The sequence below is a fragment of the Streptomyces sp. NPDC045701 genome, assembly GCF_056432045.1.
This window is the reverse complement of record NZ_JBWKJV010000005.1, coordinates 331,276-349,345: the sequence shown is the minus strand read 5'-3', so window position 1 is coordinate 349,345 and position 18,070 is coordinate 331,276. Positions and strand designations below refer to the sequence as shown.

Annotated in this window: 14 protein-coding genes; 7 read left to right on the top strand and 7 right to left on the bottom strand. The window is 73.4% G+C overall.

Annotated features, from left to right (window positions below; genetic code table 11):
• Positions 1 to 435: 435 nt before the first annotated feature.
• The 3 genes from AC07DW_RS09330 to AC07DW_RS09320 are packed head-to-tail and all read right to left on the bottom strand — an operon-like array spanning position 436 to position 3,957.
• Positions 436 to 1,044, bottom strand: a complete 609-nt coding sequence (locus tag AC07DW_RS09330) for a TetR/AcrR family transcriptional regulator (RefSeq protein WP_478857009.1) — start codon at positions 1,042 to 1,044, stop codon at positions 436 to 438.
• Positions 1,045 to 1,055: 11 nt separating this feature from the next.
• Entirely contained in the window at positions 1,056 to 3,149 is a 2,094-nt protein-coding gene (locus AC07DW_RS09325) for a YhgE/Pip family protein (RefSeq protein WP_478857008.1), read from the bottom strand.
• Positions 3,121 to 3,957, bottom strand: coding sequence for an ATP-binding cassette domain-containing protein (locus AC07DW_RS09320; protein ID WP_478857025.1), 837 nt, complete (start codon positions 3,955 to 3,957; stop codon positions 3,121 to 3,123). The genes AC07DW_RS09325 and AC07DW_RS09320 overlap by 29 nt, the downstream gene beginning before the upstream one ends.
• Before the next feature lie 355 nt (positions 3,958 to 4,312).
• On the opposite strand from AC07DW_RS09320, the gene AC07DW_RS09315 reads away from it, so the two are divergent.
• The 3 genes from AC07DW_RS09315 (at position 4,313) to AC07DW_RS09305 (ending at position 6,282) form a co-directional block, all read left to right on the top strand.
• Positions 4,313 to 4,801, top strand: a complete 489-nt coding sequence (locus AC07DW_RS09315; protein ID WP_478857007.1) for an SAV_6107 family HEPN domain-containing protein — start codon at positions 4,313 to 4,315, stop codon at positions 4,799 to 4,801.
• A gap of 66 nt (positions 4,802 to 4,867) precedes the next feature.
• Positions 4,868 to 5,626: a methyltransferase gene (locus AC07DW_RS09310; protein ID WP_478857006.1), complete on the top strand. Its 759-nt coding sequence runs from the start codon at positions 4,868 to 4,870 to the stop codon at positions 5,624 to 5,626.
• Between the two features lie 263 nt (positions 5,627 to 5,889).
• Positions 5,890 to 6,282, top strand: a complete 393-nt coding sequence (locus AC07DW_RS09305) for a DUF3040 domain-containing protein (RefSeq protein ID WP_478857005.1) — start codon at positions 5,890 to 5,892, stop codon at positions 6,280 to 6,282.
• 646 nt (positions 6,283 to 6,928) lie between these two features.
• On the opposite strand, the gene AC07DW_RS09300 is transcribed toward AC07DW_RS09305, so the two are convergent.
• The 4 genes from AC07DW_RS09300 to AC07DW_RS09285 form a co-directional block, all read right to left on the bottom strand.
• Complete coding sequence (locus AC07DW_RS09300) at positions 6,929 to 9,352, bottom strand: transglutaminase TgpA family protein (RefSeq protein ID WP_478857004.1); 2,424 nt, start codon at positions 9,350 to 9,352, stop codon at positions 6,929 to 6,931.
• Positions 9,349 to 10,719, bottom strand: coding sequence for a DUF58 domain-containing protein (locus tag AC07DW_RS09295; RefSeq protein ID WP_478857003.1), 1,371 nt, complete (start codon positions 10,717 to 10,719; stop codon positions 9,349 to 9,351). The genes AC07DW_RS09300 and AC07DW_RS09295 overlap by 4 nt, the downstream gene beginning before the upstream one ends.
• Positions 10,719 to 11,822 (bottom strand): AAA family ATPase, encoded by a 1,104-nt coding sequence (locus AC07DW_RS09290; RefSeq protein ID WP_478857002.1) that lies wholly within the window; start codon positions 11,820 to 11,822, stop codon positions 10,719 to 10,721. The genes AC07DW_RS09295 and AC07DW_RS09290 overlap by 1 nt, the downstream gene beginning before the upstream one ends.
• A 209-nt stretch (positions 11,823 to 12,031) precedes the next feature.
• The gene (locus AC07DW_RS09285; RefSeq protein ID WP_478857001.1) at positions 12,032 to 12,577 is read right to left on the bottom strand and encodes a beta-class carbonic anhydrase; all 546 of its coding nucleotides are present in this window, start codon (positions 12,575 to 12,577) and stop codon (positions 12,032 to 12,034) included.
• 424 nt (positions 12,578 to 13,001) lie between these two features.
• On the opposite strand from AC07DW_RS09285, the gene rsmH reads away from it, so the two are divergent.
• From rsmH to AC07DW_RS09265, 4 genes are all read left to right on the top strand, one after another.
• Positions 13,002 to 13,958 (top strand): 16S rRNA (cytosine(1402)-N(4))-methyltransferase RsmH, encoded by a 957-nt coding sequence (gene rsmH, locus AC07DW_RS09280; protein ID WP_478857000.1) that lies wholly within the window; start codon positions 13,002 to 13,004, stop codon positions 13,956 to 13,958.
• Between the two features lie 79 nt (positions 13,959 to 14,037).
• Positions 14,038 to 14,445, top strand: coding sequence for a cell division protein FtsL (ftsL, locus tag AC07DW_RS09275; protein ID WP_478856999.1), 408 nt, complete (start codon positions 14,038 to 14,040; stop codon positions 14,443 to 14,445).
• A gap of 4 nt (positions 14,446 to 14,449) precedes the next feature.
• Complete coding sequence (locus tag AC07DW_RS09270) at positions 14,450 to 16,384, top strand: peptidoglycan D,D-transpeptidase FtsI family protein (protein WP_478856998.1); 1,935 nt, start codon at positions 14,450 to 14,452, stop codon at positions 16,382 to 16,384.
• A gap of 17 nt (positions 16,385 to 16,401) precedes the next feature.
• Positions 16,402 to 18,069 carry a UDP-N-acetylmuramoyl-L-alanyl-D-glutamate--2,6-diaminopimelate ligase gene (locus AC07DW_RS09265; protein WP_478856997.1) on the top strand — a complete coding sequence of 556 codons (1,668 nt, stop codon included), beginning with the start codon at positions 16,402 to 16,404 and terminating at the stop codon, positions 18,067 to 18,069.
• The last annotated feature ends 1 nt before the right edge of the window (position 18,070 follow it).

Below are 18,070 nucleotides of genomic sequence, written 5' to 3'. Positions count from 1 at the left end.
AATGAGAACCCCCGCCCCTTCACATGGACGAAGAGCGCCGACGAGATCCTCGAACGCCTGGCCTCATATCTTAATCGAATTCCCGGCGCAGGACACTAGCCGTCGGGATGAGTAGGTTCGCGGATGGGCCCGGGCGGGTCCGGACGGAAGAGTGGGGACCACGGAAGGGGCGCGGGGCCGGAACCGCCGACACGGGGCGGCGGAACCGGCACCGGGCACCTGACGGAACGGGGGCACGTGGGAGGGCCGGGGACCGACGGGGGAACACGGGGGCCGGGCCCTTCCCACCCGGGGGACACGGGGGGAGGGGGAACGGGGGGCGACGCCGGTCCGGTGAGGCTCGGGGGGATCGAGCCTCACCGGACCGGCGTCCGGCGTCGCGGCGCGCTTCCGTGACCGAGGGCCGGGAGCCGGCCCGCATGGCGGCCCGGCGGCCTAGCGGCCGCTGACCCGTCCGTGCAGCAGCCGGGACAGGGCGGAGTGGACGTCGTCGATGGAGCGCTCCCGCTGGAACGCCTGCCAGTCCAGCGCCGCCACCAGCACCATGCCGACCAGCGCGGCGGCGGTCAGCGGGATGTCGATCTCGTCGCTGAGCTCGCCGCCCGCGACGCCCTCCCGCAGCACCGTCTCCACCACGGCCACGGCCTCCTGACGGACCACCAGCAGCGTCGACTGCCAGGCGCGGTTGGTGCGCCACAGCTCCGCCACGTACAGCTGGGTGAAGGCCGGGTAGCGGTCGATGAAGACCAGGCCGGCGCGGATCATCGCGTCCAGCGCCTCGACCCTGGTGCCGCCCCGCGCGGCGGTCTCCTCGGCGGCGGTCCGCAGGGACTCGGTGAGCAGCCCGACCCCGTGCCGCAGGAGTTCCTCGAACAGCTCGGTCTTGCTCTTGAAGTTGTAGTAGACCGTGCCCTTGGCCACCCCGGCGCGTTCGGCGATCTCGTCCACTGTCGTCGCCGAGAAGCCCTGCTCGGCGATCAGGGTCACAGCGGCCTCGTAGAGCTTGGTGCGGGTGGCCTGCCGTCTGCTGTTCCGGGTGTCCATGGCGTCGATTCTCACAGGCTCAGCTCCGGGTGCAGGCGATCCAGGGTCCACACCTGCTTGCGGCGCGCGGAGACGGCCGTCAGGGCGAGCGCCCCGGCGGTGAAGGCGGCCAGGACGGCGCAGCCGTGCCAGACCGGTTCGAGGCCGCCGCCGGTGATGAGCCGGCGCAGTGCCTCGACGACGTACGTCATCGGCAGGAAGGGGTGGATGGCGTTGAAGAACCCGGGGCTGGTCTGCACGGGGTAGGTGCCGCCCGCCGACGTCAGCTGGAGCATCAGCAGGGCCAGGACGAGGATCCGGCCGGCCGCGCCGAAGCGGGCGTTGAGCCACTGGATGATGGCGGCGAAGCAGCAGGTGACCAGCAGCAGGAACGCCACAGTCCCGGCCGGCCGGGCCATTTCCAGCCCCAGTCCCGGTGCCCAGTGCAGGACCGACATCAAGGCGGCCACCTGGAGCACGCCGATCGCGGCCACCGGCAGCCAGCCGGCCAGCGCGATGCGCCACGCGGAGGCGCCGGCGGCGAGGGCGCGGCGGTTGAGCGGCTGGATCAGCATGTACGCCACCATGGCGCCCACCCACAGGGACAGCGGGATGAAGTAGGGCGCGAATCCGGTGCCGTAGTTGGGCGCCTTGTGCAGGGCCTGGGAGGCGAGCTTGACCGGGTCGGCCATCACCTCGGTGCGGTGGTCGCGGGTGTCCTTGTCGTAGTCGGGGATCTTGTCGACGCCGTCGTTCAGTCCGCTGGCCAGCTCGGTGGAGCCGCCGGCGAGCCGGTACAGGCCGCTGTCGAGCTCACCCGCGCCCTTCTTCAGCCGCCCGACTCCGGTGTCGAGCTCCGTGGAGCCCGACTTGGCGGTGGACAGACCGGTGTGCAGGGTGTCCGCGCCGGTGGCGACCTTGTGGGCGCCGGCGTTCAGCTCGTTGATCTTGCCCACGGCGTAGGCGAGGTCCGTGTCGAGGTTCGGCGCCCGCTCGGCCAGGGCGTCGGCCTTGGCTTGGAGGTCCTTCAGCTGGGCGTCCAGCTTCTTCAGGTCGCCGTTCCCGTCCGCGGCGAGGACGCCGAGGTCGTCCGCGACCTTCGCCACGTCGGCGGACGCGACCTTCGCCCGCTCCATCTTGGTGCACAGATCGGTGTTCGGCAGCGGCTCGTCCTCGCACTCCTCCTTGTGGATGGCGGCGATCTCATCGGCCGCCACGTGCGCGCCCGCCCGCAGCGTGGGGCCGCTCTTCACGATGAGGTCCAGGCTGTTGCGCATGCCCTGGGAGAAGTCCGAGACCAGCCGGGCGGAGTCGCCGATCCTCTTGCCGTTGTCCTTGAGGTACGGACGGACGTCGGCGGCCACGCCGTTGACCTTGTCGGCCAGCACCTGGGTGCCGCTCGCGACCTGCCGGGCGCCCGTCTCCAGGTCGGCCGCGCCCGAGTCGAGCCTTTTCAGCCCGCCCGCGAGTTCGCCGCTGCCCTTCTTGGCGTCGGTGAGGCCGTCGGAGAGGTCCTTGGACCCCTTCTTGGCCTTCGCCGTTCCGTCCTTGAGCTCGTCGGCCCCCTTGGCCGCCTTCTCGGTGGCGTCGTGGAGGTCGGAGAACTTGATGAAGATCTTGTCGAGGAAGGAGCGGGACGACTTCGTCGAGGCGGCCGTACGGACCTCCGCGAACACGGTCCGCGATATCTGCCCGACGATGTAGTTGTTGGCGTCGTTGGTACGCACCTGGAGGGCGCCGGTCTCGGGCGCGTCGCCCGAGCTGGACGCGATGCGCTCGCTGAAGTCGCCGGGCATGGTCAGGGACAGGTAGTACGTACCCTTCTCGACGCCCTCGCGGGCCTCGGCGTCGCTCACCTCGTGCCAGTCGAAGACCTTGCTCTCACGCAGGTTCCTGGTGAGCTCGTCGCCCGCGCTGATCCTCTTGCCGTCCGCGGTGGCCCCCTTGTCCTCGTTGACGAGGGCGACGGGGAGCTTCTCGAGCCTGCCGTACGGGTCCCAGAAGGACCACAGGTACAGGGCGCCGTACAGCAGCGGCAGGAGCAGGATCGCGACGAGCGCGGCACGCGGCAGCTTGCCCCTGCCGAACCGCCTCAGCTCAAGCGCGGCCAGTTTCGGCGAGCGCATCGGCTGCCCCCTTCTCGGTGTCGGTCTTCGTCGTGGCGCCGCCGGCGTCGGTTTCGGTGACTGTGTCGGCGGCGGCGGCGGCGGTGTCGGTGTCGGCGGCCGGGGTGCGCCTGTCGCCCGCGGCGGGGCCGTCGGCCGTGCCGGTGGTGCGGATGGTCAGGGTGTCGCCGGGGCCCTCACTGCACACGGCCAGGACGGTCGTGCCGCGGCCGGCGATCGACCGGAGCAGCGACCAGGCCTCGGCGCGGTCGGCGCCGGAGAGCTTGAGGTCCGTGTCGTCGACGGCCAGCAGGCGCGGCTCGCCGATCAGCGCCAGGGCGATCGACAGGCGCAGGGCCTCCAGCCGCTCCAGGTCCCGTACGGAGGTGCGCCCCGCCTTGGGCAGGGTCTCCAGGTCGAGGCCGGCCGCGTCCAGGGCGGCCTCGACGCGGGTGCGGGAGGCCGCGGCGCGTTCGGTTCGCGGGCGCAGGAGGGCCAGTGGGGAGCCGTCGAACCTGCGCTGCAGCAGGGCCCGCTCGCGCAGGTGCTCGGCGACGGTCAGGGCGGGGTCGAGGTCGCTGACCCCGGGCACCGGCCCGAGCGCGCTGATCCGCCGTACGGCCGCCATCTTGCGCGGCAGCGCCAGCCCGCCGACCTCCGCGTGCCCCTCGCGGGCGCGCATCCGTCCCGTCAGGGCGAGCAGCAGGCAGGTGCGTCCCGAGCCGGACGGCCCCTCGATCGTCACCAGCGAGCCGGGCGGGGCGTCCACCGCCACGCCGCGGAACGCCCAGCCGCGCGGGCCCTTCAGACCGAAGTCCTCCGCGACCACCGCCGCCCCGGGCGACCGCCGGTCCCCGGGAGCACCCGAGCCGTCCGGCTCCTCCCCGGCGCCGGTCGCCGCCTCCGTACCGCTCGCACCGCGCCCGCCGCCCGTAGCGTCCTCGGCCACGGCGCTGCTCGCGCCGCCGGGCGGGCCGGCAGCCGTTTCCCGCTCGTCCGGGATGTCCAGGTCGTGGTCCTGGCTGTCCACGAGCCCCCATTTCTTTGAACTGACCGGTCAGTTCAAAAAACTACCGCGCTTCCTCCGGTCGAGCAAAAAGCGAGGTCAGGCCCGATTGTCAGTGGGTAGCCGCACGATGGACACAGACGGCCCCAGTGCCGTGACAGACGACAGGAGGTTCGTCATGGCCGGTACCCACGCGGCGGCGAGTGACATCCACCCCGTGTTGCGTCGCGCCTCCGCGCCACCCGCCGCTCTCGACCTGCTCGACCAGGCACGCGCGGGCCTGGAAGAGGCGACCACCCTCGAAACCCCCAATGAGCGGTACGCCACCGCCCACCTGGCCGCCCTCCGGACGGCGGCCGCCGTGCTCGCCGCGCGGGGCCGCCCCGAGTCCACCCCGCGCAAGCGACAGCAGATACGCAGCGCTTGGGAGGTGCTCCCGGAGACGGCCCCCGAGCTGGCCGAGTGGAGCGCCCTGTTCGCCTCCGGGGCCGCCCGCCGGGCACGCGCCGAAGCCGGCATACCGGGTGCGGCGAGCAACCGCGACGCCGACGACCTGATCCGTGACGTGACCATGTTCCTCGGCCTGGTGGAACGGCTGCTGGTACCCCGGCCCGTGCTGCCGCAGCCCCGGGTGAGGGAGGCGGGCGGAGACCGTGCCACGGGGTGAAGGGGCACCGCCCGTGAGGCCATAGGGTGGGAGGCGTTCGTAACCGTCACCGAGGAGTCAACTGCCGTGTCGGACCCGCAGCGCCCCCGCGCCTCCCTTCGTACCGCCGTGGTGTGGGACGTCCTCGAGGACGCCCTCGACCGCCGGGTCAAGGCGACCGGCAAGGACAGCCTGGACGTCCTCGACACCGGCGGTGGCAGCGGAAACTTCGCCGTGCCCGTCGCCCGGCTCGGTCACCGGGTCACCGTCGTCGACCCCAGCCCCAACGCGCTGTTCGCGCTGGAGCGCCGCGCCGCCGAGGCGGGCGTCGCCGAGCGGGTGCGAGGCGTCCAGGGCGACATCCACGGCCTGTTCGACGTCGTCGAGCGCGGCGGTTACGACGCGGTGCTGTGCCACGGTGTCCTGGAGTACGTGGAGGACCCCGCCGAGGGCGTGCGCAACGCCGCGGCGGCGCTGCGCCCCTCCGGCGCGCTCAGCCTCCTCGCGGCCGGACTCGGCGGAGCCGTCCTGGCCAGGGCTCTGGCCGGGCACTTCTCCGAGGCGCGCCGCGCGCTGACCGACCCGGCGGGCCGCTGGGGAGAGGGCGACCCCGTCCCGCGGCGCTTCACGGCCGACCAGCTGACCGAGGCCGTCGAGGCGGCGGGCGTCGAGGTCGGCGCCGTGCACGGGGTGCGGGTCTTCGCCGACCTCGTCCCCGGCGTGCTGGTCGACACCGAGCCCGGCGCCCTGGAGGCGCTCCTCCAGTTGGAGGCCGCGGCCGCCGAGCTGCCCGCCTTCCGGTCGGTCGCCACCCAACTGCACGTGCTGGGCGAAAAGCGGGGCTGAGCCGACCAGCGGGCTGATCAGCGGCGCAGCCGCAGATGGAGTACGCCACAGGCCCCCCGTTGGCGCCAGGATCCCCGTATGATCGAGGGACACCATCCGGCATGACGGATCGGAGGACGGGGAATCAACGCCTCACCACCCGAACCGGCATGGCGGTCCGATCGGTGAAAGGCACAGGGCGGGTTTCACGGGGGCGAATCCCTGCCTATCCTGAAAGGGCCGCATACCGGTCGCCCCCAGCGACCGACGACGAGGAGGACTCCGTGCCGCTCTCGGAGCACGAGCAGCGAATGCTCGAGCAGATGGAGCGAGCGCTGTACGCCGAAGATCCCAAGTTCGCGACAGCGCTCGAGGGAAGCGGGCTGCGTACACACACCCGGCGACGGGTCTACCAGGCTGTCGCAGGCTTCCTGGTGGGTATCGCGCTCCTCATGGCCGGAATGGTCGCCCAGCAGATCTGGATCAGCGTGGTGGGGTTCCTCGTCATGCTCGGCTGTGCGGTCCTCGCGGTCACCGGATGGCGCAAGGCGCCGAAACCGGGTGAGCAGCAGACTGAGGGAGGCACGGCCCACAGCCGACAGCCCCGTCAGCGCCGCTCCGTGATGAACCGGATCGAGGAGCGGTGGCAGCGCCGCCGCGACGAGCAGGGCCACTGAACGCACGGCCGCGAGGCCGCGCCACAGCGTGACGTACGGGTGAGGGGCGACCGCTTCGGGCGGCGCCCCTCACCCGTACGTCCGCGTCCGCCTGTGCCCGGTCCGCACGGCTGACGGTCGGCCAGGGGCCGGCCCACCGCCCCGGACCGGTCCCGCCCGGGCCGCAGCCCGTGGCCGAACCCCTGTGCCTCGTCGGTAGGTCGGCACCGGCCGCCGCCGGCGTTCGGCCGGGCGGGGAGCCGCGCCGCGCACTCCCTCCCGTCGAGCGGCACCCCTCAAGGTCCGCGCGCCGGCAGCCGGGCCGACCGCCAGATCTCGCCCCGGCTGCTTCCGCCCTCCGGCTTGCCTCTCCGCCGCCCGGACCCGCCGGCTCCGCCGGCTGCCGTGTCACCGGTCGTCGTACGCCGGGTCGCCCGGCCGCCACCCCCCACCGTGCACGGTCGTGCCCGGACCTGCCGGCAGCGGGCTCCCCACCCGGCGCCACCCCACCGCGACGCCGGCAGCGGGCTCCCCACCCGGCCCCACCCCACCGACGCCGGCGCCGCGCACGCCACCGGCCGCCGAAGGCGCCGGGAACGCGCACGGCCCCGACCGGGCAGGTCGGGGCCGTGCGGGGCAGGCGTGCCCACAGGCGCTCCCCGGCGGGTCAGCCGCGCTGGCGGGACGGGCGGCGCAGGGCGGTGGGCCAGTGGACCACCAGACGGCGGCGCCGGTCGGCCCAGCGGGTCGTGACCGCTGCCCAGCCGTCCGAGACCGCCCACGCCACCCGGACGGCGGAGCGCGGGGCCAGCAGCGCCCGCAGCCGGCCCGCCCGGCCCGCACCGGCCGCCAGACCCTCGCGGATCCGGGCGGCGTCCTCGGCCAGTCCGGCCGCGGGGCGTGGCCGCGCGGCGTAGAGGACCTGCTCCACCGCACCGGCCACCCGGTGCACGGCCTCGGCCGGTGCCCCCTCCAGTTGGCCCAGCCGGACGATCCGCTCGGCCGTCCCGCGAGGCGTCCGCGACTCGTCCGGCACGATGCCGTGGTCCCAGGCGGTGTCGTTGATCTCCGCCCAGGCCGCCAGCGTCCGGGCGGTCACCTCCTCCGGGCTCCGCCCGGCCGCGCCGAGGCGTCGGGCCCGTACCCGCAGGCGCCACAGCAGCGGCAGCAGCGGTATCAGCACCACCGCCACCACCCCCGCGACGACCAGCAGGATCGTGCCGAGCGGGGGGCCCGAGTCGGTGGGCCCGGCGACACCCTGCTGCTCGGTGTCACCGCACTCGCCCAGCCGCCGCGCCTGCGGCGGGCAGCTGTCCTGGGCGGAAGGCTGCGCGGACGCCACCGCGGCGGCGCTCTCCTCCGGCTGCGGCGCGGTGCTGGGCTGCCCCGCCGGGGCCTCCGGCCGGGTGTACTCGGGCACCGAGCCCCGCGTCGGCGTGGGCTCGAAACGCGTCCACCCCACGCCCTCGAAGTACAGCTCGGGCCAGGCGTGGGCGTCGCGTATGCCGACCGACATGACACCGCCCGACTGCCGAGCGCCCGGCGTGAAACCGACCGCGACCCGTGCCGGGATGCCCAGCGTGCGGGCCATCGCCGCCATCGAGAAGGAGAAGTGGACGCAGAACCCTTCCTTGTTCTTCAGGAACTGGGAGATCGCCGCCGCCCCCGTCCCCGACGACACCGAGGTGTCGTAGCGGAAGCCGCCCTCCACCGCGAACCAGTCCTGGAGCTTGACGGCCCGCTCGTAGTCGTTCGCCGCGCCCTCGGTGACCCGCACCGCGGTCGACCTCACGTCCGCCGGCAGGGTGGCGGGCAGCCGGGTGTACTCGCGCGTGAGGGCGTCCGGGGCGTCCGGGGCATTCGCCAGCTGCTGCCGGGTCGGGTTCACGACCAGACTGTTCACCTTGTACTGGACGCCCTTGGTGGTCTGGCCCTTGTCGCCGACGAGGGTGCGCCCGACCGACTCGTACCGCCAGCGTCCTCCGGTCTCGACCTCGGTCGCCGGGTAGGGCATCGGGAGCCACACCTGCTCGTAGGCGTCGGACGCCGAGAGGGTGGTGGTGATCTCCGAGGTGCGGACGTCCCCGCTCAGCCCGGCCGGCTGCGGGAGCCGTTCGGGCACGTCGCCGATCGGGCGCTCGGTGAGCTTCCAGGACGCGCCGTCGAAGTCGTCGAGGGACGTCAGGCGCAGGTACAGCTCCGACGTCTCCTCCGCGTTGGTGCGGTAGCGCAGCACCTCGCGGTCCTCGGGCTGGGTCAGGTTGTCCTGCAGGGACACCAGCGGGTTGACCGCGGTGATCATGCCCCCGCCGGCTCCGCCGGAGGGACCGGTGCCGTTCAGCAGCCCGCCGCTGAGCGACGGCAGCACCGCCGGCACCGCCAGCGCGATGCCCAGGGCCACCACACCGATCCGCCGCCCGGTCCGCACCGGGGCCAGCGGCCCGCCGGCCGGTGCCGCGGGACGTGCCGCCCCCCGGCCGCCCCGGGGCGGGGCCGCACCGCCGAAGACGCGCCCCCACTGGGACAGCCGGTCGCGGCCCTCGGCGAGCAGGAGCACCAGGTAGCCGGAGGCGGCCAGCAGGAACCACAGCCAGCTCGCCCCGCCGCCCGACAGCCCGGCGGCGACCGAGTACAGCGCCAGCAGCGGAAGCCCCGCCGGGGCGGCGCTGCGGAACGTCACCGCGAGGGCGTCCACCAGCAGCCCGATCACCAGCACGCCGCCGATCAGCATCAGCCGGATACCGTCCGTCGCCGGTGCCGGGATCGCGTACTGCCCCACGTCGTCCGCGCCCGCGGTCAGCAGCAGACCGAACCGCTGGACGGCGGTCGGCCCGGGCAGGAAGCCGGCCACCGCGTGGTCCCGCGCGAAGACGACCGTCAGCGCCGTCAGCGCCACCAGGGCCTGGACGGACACCGTCAGCGCCCGCGCCGACGACCACCGCCGCACCAGCGCGCCCGCGCCGCTCTGCACGGCGAGGAGCAGCGCGGCCTGGACGATCCAGGTGGCCGGATCGACCAGCGGCAGCAACGCGCCCGCCGCCATCAGCGTGGCGGCGAAGGCGCACAGCGCCAGCCTCCCGCGACCGCTCATGACCAACCCCCCGATACCGCGGTCATACCGCTCGTCCCGTCGCCCGTCGCACCCGGCGCGACACGGGTGCCGCCCGCGTGCCGCCACAGCTCGGCGAGCGACGCGCCGGGCGGTACGGCCACCGCGGTCCATCCCGCGTCGCGCAGCCGCCGCAGCCTGTCCTCCACCGCTCCGGCCGTCGCACCGCCGGTCAGCCAGGTGCCGCTGTCGAGGACGAAGGCGACGGCGGCGCCGCTGCGCTGCCGCATCCGGGCGGCCACCGCGGCCTGTTCCTCGTCCAGGTCGCCGATGAAGGCGACCAGCAGTCCTTCGTTGCCGCCCCGCAGCAGGTCGTACGCGCGTGACAAGCCGGCTCCGTCGGAGTGGTCGACCACCGCGAGGGCGTCCAGCATCAGGCCGGCCGCCTCGGCGGAGTCCTGCGCGGAGCCGGTGATCCCGTCGGGGCCGTCCCCGGCCAGCGGGCTGCCCTCGTCGGTCAGCAGCCGCACGGTGAAGCCCTGTTCGAGCATGTGCACCACCACCGAGGCCGCGCCGGACACCGCCCACTCGAAGGCGGAGTCCGGGCCGGAGCCCTGATAGCCCGCCTCACGGGTGTCCAGGATCACCGTGCACTTGGCGCGCTGCGGCTGCTCCTCTCGGCGCACCATCAGCTCGCCGTACCGGGCGGTGGACCGCCAGTGCACGCGGCGCAGGTCGTCGCCGTAGCGGTACTCGCGGGGGATCACGTCGTCCTCGCCGGCCAGGGCCAGCGAACGCTGCCGCCCCTCGCCGTACCCCGACGCCTCGCCCGGCACCCGGCCGGGCGGCAGCGGCTCGGTGCGCGGGACCACCGTGAGCGTGTCGTACGCGCTGAACGACCGGGTCAGCTCGCACATCCCGAACGGATCGCTCAGGCGCAGCTGGAGCGGCCCGAGCGGGTAGCGCCCGCGCAAATCCGACCGAACCCGGTAGGACACCTCGCGGCGCCCGCCGGCCTCGACCCGGTCCAGCACGAACCGGGGCCTCGGCCCCAGCACGTACGGCACGTGGTCCTGGAGCATCAACAGCCCCGTGGGCAGCCGCGAGACGTTCTCCATGCGCAGGTGCACGCGCGCCTCGGCACCGGCCGGCACCCGCTGCGGCGACAGCCGCCGGCTGCCGGCCACCTGGTAGCGGGTGCGGTACAGCACGAGCACGCAGACCAGCGGCAGCACGGCCAGCAGCAGCCCGACCCGCAGCAGGTCCCCCTGGCCCAGCACGTACGCGCAGACCGCCGCGGCGACGCCGGCCGCCAGGAAGGACCGGCCGCGCGTGGTCAGCCCACCGAGGGCGGCCCGTACCCCGCCCGTGTTCTCGCCGTCCTGGGCGGCGGGCCCCCCGGCCGCCATCACAGCCGCCGTACGCCGGGCTGCTGCTGGCCGTACAGCGGGGCACCGGATGCCGGACCACCGGGCACCTGGCCCCCGTGCACCTGGCCACCGGGCATCCGGCCGCCCGACAGCGGGGAGCCGGGCGCGGCGGGCGGTGCCGCGGTCGGCACCGGGGTGCGCTGGAGGATGTCCCGCACGACCTGCTCCGAGGTGCGCCGGTTCATCTGGGCCTGGGCCGTCGGCAGCAGCCGGTGCGCCAGGACGGCGACGGCCAGCGCCTGGACGTCGTCCGGCAGCGCGTAGTCGCGGCCGCTCAGCGCGGCGGACGCCTTCGCGGCGCGCAGCAGGTGCAGGGTGGCGCGCGGCGAGGCGCCCAGCCGGAGGTCCGGGTGGGTACGGGTGGCGGCGACGAGCTCCACGGCGTACCGCCGGACGGCCTCGGAGACGTGCACCGCGCGCACGGCGTCGATCAGCTTCACGATGTCGTGCGCGTGCGCCACCGGCTGGAGGTCGTCCAGCGGCGACACCCCGCCGTGCACGTCGAGCATCCGCAGCTCGGCCTCGGCGCTCGGGTAACCGATCGAGACCCGGGCCATGAACCGGTCGCGCTGCGCCTCGGGCAGCGGATAGGTGCCCTCCATCTCGACCGGGTTCTGCGTCGCCACCACCATGAACGGGCTGGGCAGTTCGTAGGTCTGCCCGTCCGTGGTGACCTGCCGCTCCTCCATCGACTCCAGCAGCGCGGACTGCGTCTTGGGCGAGGCGCGGTTGATCTCGTCGCCGATCACGATCTGCGCGAAGATCGCGCCGGGCTTGAACTCGAACTCGCGCCGCTGCTGGTCGTAGATCGAGACACCGGTGATGTCCGACGGCAGCAGATCGGGCGTGAACTGGATACGCCGCACGGAGCAGTCGATCGACCGTGCCAGCGCCTTGGCCAGCATGGTCTTGCCGACGCCGGGAACATCCTCGATCAGGAGGTGTCCCTCGGCGAGCAGCACGGTCAGCGAAAGCCGTACGACCTCAGGCTTGCCCTCGATCACACCCTCCACCGACCTGCGGACCCGTTCCGCGGTGGTGGTCAGATCTGTGAGGCTCGCTCGATCGTCATAGGTCGTCACACGGCCCTCCTCGGCCCGTTCCATGGGCCGTGCGCGACTCCCGGCACGGTCCACCCTTGAAACACGGACACCGTCTCCGAACCATTCAGGAGCGGTGCCACCCCCGCATTCTTGTTGCCGTGACCCGTACGTGTCACTTGGCTGTGGATAACCGCATGCGATTTGTCGGGGATGGCAGCATCCGGGTGGCTGTCCGATGCCGGGAAACCTCAGGAAGCCGGGTGGATCTCGCGCAGGAGGCCCGTCTGCACATCGAACACGAACCCCCGGACGTCGTCGGTGTGCGGCAGGAACGGGGACGTGCGCACCCGCTGCATGGACTGGCGGACGTCCTGGTCGACGTCGCGGAAGGACTCCACCGCCCACGCGGGCCGCTGCCCGACCTCCTGCTCCAGCTCGTGCCGGAAGTCCTCGGTGAGGGACTCCAGGCCGCAGCCCGTGTGGTGCACGAGCACCACGCTGCGGGTGCCGAGGGCGCGCTGGCTGATGGTCAGCGAGCGGATCACGTCGTCGGTGACGACGCCGCCCGCGTTGCGGATGGTGTGGCAGTCACCCAGTTGCAGGCCGAGCGCCGCGTGCAGGTCGAGCCGCGCGTCCATACAGGCGACCACGGCCACCCGCAGCACGGGACGGGCGCCCATTCCGGGGTCCGTGAAGTCGGCGGCGTAACGATGGTTGGCCTCGACGAGACGGTCCGTGACCGTGCCGCCGTCGGCTCTCGGAGACGAGGGGTACGGGGATGCGGAAGTCGACATACGTAGGACGTTAATGGTCACGGGCCCGCCCGGCGCGCTCTGAGAGGGGACGAAGAACATCGACGCACCGTGGTGTGAGGTAACCCACTAGGGTGAGCGCCACGCCACCGATCAGGTGAGTCGTCCCCGATCGCTCCCTCCGGCGGTCACCCCGCGCGACGCGCTGCCCGGTTGATTGACCGGGCGGGGGAGTGGACTAAAGTGACGCGAAGTTCACGGAGACATCGAGCGAATCCCAGCGAATCCGCAGTTTCTCCCCCGCGTGTGCGGCGGTACGTACGGCTCGGCCTCCTCCCGCTCGCCGGTCGGCCGACGCCTCCCCGGCGCCGGCGGACCTCCCCTTCCTGAGCGGGCGGGGACCCGGCAGTACGTACGCCGCGCCGAATCTGAGAGGGCGCATGAGCGAGCGCAGCGAGGGTCGCGCATGAGCGAGACCCGACATGTCCCGGTGATGCTCCAGCGGTGCCTGGACATGCTGGCACCGGCGCTGGAGCGCCCGGACGCGGTGGTCGTCGACTGCACCCTGGGCCTCGGCGGCCACAGCGAGGCGCTGCTGACCCGGTTCCCCGAGGCCCGGCTGATCGCACTCGACCGGGACAAGGAGGCGCTGAGGCTCTCCGGCGAGCGGCTCGCCGGGTTCGGCGACCGGGCGACCCTCGTCCACGCCGTCTACGACGAGCTGCCCGGCGTACTGGACCGGCTCGGCGTCCGGCGCGTGCAGGGCGTCCTGTTCGACCTCGGGGTCTCCTCCATGCAGCTCGACGAGGCCGACCGCGGCTTCGCCTACGCCCAGGACGCACCGCTCGACATGCGGATGGACCAGACCACCGGCATCAGCGCGGCCGAGGTCCTCAACACCTACCCGCCCGGCGAGCTGGTCCGCATCCTGCGCCAGTACGGCGAGGAGAAGCAGGCCAAGCGGATCGTGGCGGCGGTCGTACGGGAACGGGAGAGGGAACCGTTCACCAACAGCGCCCGCCTCGTGGAGCTGATCCGTGACGCCCTGCCGCAGGCCGCCAAGCGGACCGGCGGCAACCCCGCCAAGCGGACCTTCCAGGCGCTGCGCATCGAGGTCAACGGCGAGCTGACCGTCCTGGAGCGGGCGGTCCCCGCCGCGGTGGGAGCCCTCGCGGTCGGTGGCCGCATCGCGGTCCTGTCGTACCACTCGCTGGAGGACCGGCTGGTCAAGCAGGTCTTCGCGGCCGGCGCCACCAGCACGGCGCCGCCCGGACTGCCCGTCGTGCCGGAGCGCTACCAGCCGAAGCTCAAGCTGCTGACGCGAGGTGCCGAACTTCCCACCGAGGAAGAGGTCGCCCAGAACCGCCGTGCCGCCCCCGCCAGGCTCCGGGGCGCCGAGCGGATCCGGGAGGACGATCTGTGAGCGGCGGGGCCGACAGCGCGCGCGGGTAGGGCGGCGACGTGGACCACGAGGACGACGGCGGGGCGAACCGGGAGGACAGGTGACGAAGGCGGGACCGCTGAAGGGGCGGGCGGCGCGGCTCGCGCGGCTCATGCCCTCCGGGCCGAGCACCGCGGCCCGTACCCCCTTCGTCCTGCTGGTCGTCCTGCTCCTGGGCGGCGGCCTGATCACCCTCCTGCTGCTCAACTCCTCCCTCAACGAGGGTTCCTTCCGGCTCAGCGAGCTCAAGAAGCGGACCACCGAGCTGACCGACGAGGAGCAGGAGCTCCAGCGGGACGTCGACGACCGCTCCGCCCCCGACGCGCTGGAGCGCCGGGCCCGCGAGCTCGGCATGGTCCCCGGCGGCAGCCCCGCCTTCCTCGGCCCCGACGGCACGGTCCGGGGTGTGCCGGGCGAGGCGACGGCCGAGCCCGCCCCGCCCACCGCCCCGACGACGTCCGGCAGGTGACGCAGTGCCCCCCGCCCAGCCCCCACGCCGCCGCGTTCCGGCCCCCGCCCGCCCGTCCCCCCGGCGTCCGCGCCGGTCGTCCCGGCCGCCCGCCAGGGCGGGCACCATCCGGCTGGGCAGCCCCAGGCCCCGGCTGCGGCTGGTCAGCCTCGGCCTGACGCTCGTCATGCTGGCGTTCGTCGTGCGCCTCCTGCAGGTCCAGGCGGTCGACGCCGACGCGTACGCCGCCAAGGCCGAGAAGAACCGGTACCAGGAGTACACGCTGTCCGCCGAGCGCGGCGAGATCACCGACCGCGCCGGGATCGCGCTGGCCACCAGCGTCGACGCGTACGACATCACCGCCGACCCGAAGATGTTCACGCCCGCGGAGAGCAAGGCCCCCGACGCCCCGGAGCAGGCCGCCGCCCTTCTCGCCCCGATCCTCGGCAAGGACCCCGCCGACCTGGTCACCAAGCTCAAGGCGCCCAAGTCCCGCTACGCGCTGCTGGCCCGCCGGCAGACCCCGCAGGTGTGGAACCAGATCAAGGACCTGAAGAACGTCTTCGCCGAGAAGGCCCGCGCCGACAAGGCCCACGGCGGCACCGGCGTCAGTGTCCTCGCCGGCATCTTCACCGAGCCCAGCAGCAAGCGCGTGTACCCCAACGGCACCCTCGCCGCCGGGATACTGGGCTACGTCAACGCCGACGGCCGCGGCGGAGGCGGCCTGGAGTCCATGCTCGACGAGGAGCTGGCCGGCAAGGACGGCAAGATCAAGTACGCCCAGTCGGGCGGCCGCCGGGTGCCCACCGCCGGAGCCCGGGAGACCCCCGCCGTCCCCGGCTCCGACATCGAGCTGACCATCGACCGCGACATCCAGTGGGCGGCCCAGCAGGCCATCACCCAGCAGGTGGAGGAGTCCAGGGCGGACCGCGGCTACGTGATAGTGCAGAACGCCCGGACCGGAGAGGTCCTCGCCATGGCCAACGCGCCCGGCTTCGACCCCAACGACCTCTCCCAGGCCAACTCCGCCGCCATGGGCAACGCCGCCCTCCAGGACGCCTACGAACCCGGCTCCACCGCCAAGGTCATCTCCATGGCCGCCGTCCTGGAGGAGGGCGTCGCCACGCCGTCCACCCACGTCGTCGTGCCCAACCGGCTCCACCGGGGCGACCGGCTGTTCAAGGACGACATCGACCATCCCACCTGGTACCTGACGCTCAACGGCGTCCTGGCCAAGTCCAGCAACATCGGCACCATCCTGGCCACCGGCCAGCTCGGCCCCACCCAGGCCCAGGCCAACCGGGTCCTGCACTCCTACCTGCGCAAGTTCGGCCTCGGCAGCCCCTCCGGCCTCGGCTACCCCGGCGAGACCTCCGGCATCCTGGCCAAGCCGCAGAACTGGTCCACCTCGCAGCAGTACACGATCCCCTTCGGCCAGGGCCTGTCCCTCAACGCCATGCAGGCGGCGTCCGTCTACTCGACCATCGCCAACGGCGGCGTACGCATCGAACCCACCCTCGTACGCGGCACCAAGGGGCCCGACGGCCGCTTCACCCCGGCGCCCGCCCCCGAGCGGACCAGGGTCGTCAGCGAGAAGACCGCCAAGACCCTCGCCGCCATGCTCGAATCGGTCGTCGACGACGAGGAGGGCACCGGGACCAAGGCCGCCATCCCCGGCTACCGCGTCGCCGGCAAGACCGGAACCGCCAACCGCGTCGATCCCCAACTCGGCCGCTACAAGGGCTACACCGCCTCGTTCGCGGGCTTCGCCCCCGCCGACGACCCGCGGATCACGGTCTACTGCGCCATCCAGAACCCCACCAGGGGCAGCTACTTCGGCGGCCAGATCTGCGGTCCCATCTACAAGAAGGTCATGGAGTTCGCCCTCAAGACCCTGCAAGTCGCACCCACCGGCAAGCCAGCACCCCGGATGCCGGTCTCGTACAAACCCGGCGAGTGAGCCGGCGGGAGCAACCAGTGACAACCACCATCCCCGACCCCGGGAAACGATCCGGCGGCCACGCTGCCCAGGCGCCCTCATTTAGCCCGATCACGGGTGCGCCCGGTACGCTCACCGCCGTGCCACACGCTGATCAGTCCCGAACCACCCCGACGGACGCCCCCGCGAAACGCCACGGAGCGCCCCGACCGGCCCAGGCCCGCCCCACACCCCTGGGCGAGCTGGCGGCCCGGCTGGGTACCCCCGCCCCGGCCGGCGCGGAGGTGACCGGCATCACCCACGACTCCCGGGCCGTGCGCCCCGGAGACGTGTACGCGGCTCTCCCCGGCTCCCGCCTGCACGGCGCGGACTTCGCCGGCCAGGCCGCCGACCTCGGGGCCGTCGCGATCCTCACCGACCCCTCCGGCGCCGACCGCGCCGCCGGGACCGGCCTGCCGGTCCTGGTCACCGAGGACCCGCGCGGAGCGATGGGCGAGCTCGCCGCCGACATCTACGGCCGGCCGGGCGACGATCTGCTCCAGATCGGCATCACCGGTACCTCCGGCAAGACGACCACCGCCTACCTCGTCGAAGGCGGCCTCCGGGCCGCCGGCCGCCCGACCGGGCTCATCGGCACCGTCGAGATGCGCATCGGGGACGAGCGCATCAAGTCCGAGCGGACCACCCCGGAAGCCACCGACCTCCAGGCCCTGTTCGCGGTGATGCGCGAACGCGGCGTCGAAGCGGTCGCCATGGAGGTCTCCAGCCACGCCCTCGTGCTCGGCCGGGTCGACGGCTGCGTCTTCGACGTCGCCGTCTTCAACAACCTCAGCCCGGAGCACATGGAGTTCCACTCCGACATGGAGGACTACTTCCAGGCCAAGGCGCAGCTGTTCACCCCCCGCCGCAGCCGGCTCGGAGTGGTCAACCACGACGACGAGTACGGCAGGAGGCTGGCCAAGGAGGCGACCGTCCCCGTCGTCACCTTCTCCGCCGAGGGGCACCCCGACGCCGACTGGCGCGCCGAGGACGTCGAAATCGGCGCCCTGGGGAGCACCTTCACGATCCTGGGCCCCGAGGGCGAGCGGGTCACCGCCAAGGCCCCGCTGCCCGGCCCGTTCAACGTGGCCAACGCCCTCGCCGCCGTCGTCACCCTCGCCGCGGCCGGGATCGACCCGCAGACCGCCGCCGACGGCGTCGCCGCCGTCCCCGGCGTCCCCGGCCGCCTGGAGCGCGTCGACGCCGGCCAGCCCTACCTGGCGGTCGTCGACTACGCCCACAAGACGGACGCCGTCGAATCGGTCCTGCGCGCCCTGCGCAAGGTCACCGAGGGCAGGCTGCACGTCGTCCTCGGCTGCGGCGGCGACCGGGACGTCACCAAGCGCGGCCCCATGGGCGCCGCCGCCGCACGCCTCGCCGACACCGCCGTACTGACCTCCGACAACCCCCGTTCCGAGGACCCCCTCGCGATCCTCGCCACCATGCTCGCCGGCGCCGCCGGGGTGCCCTCCCACGAACGCGGCGAGGTCGCCGTGTTCGAGGACCGGGCCGCCGCCATCGCCGCCGCCGTGGCGCGCGCCCGGCCCGGTGACACCGTGCTGGTCGCCGGCAAGGGCCACGAGCAGGGCCAGGACATCGCGGGAGTGGTACGCCCCTTCGATGACCGCCAGGTCCTCCGCGAAGCAATCCAGAACAGTCAGGGATGAA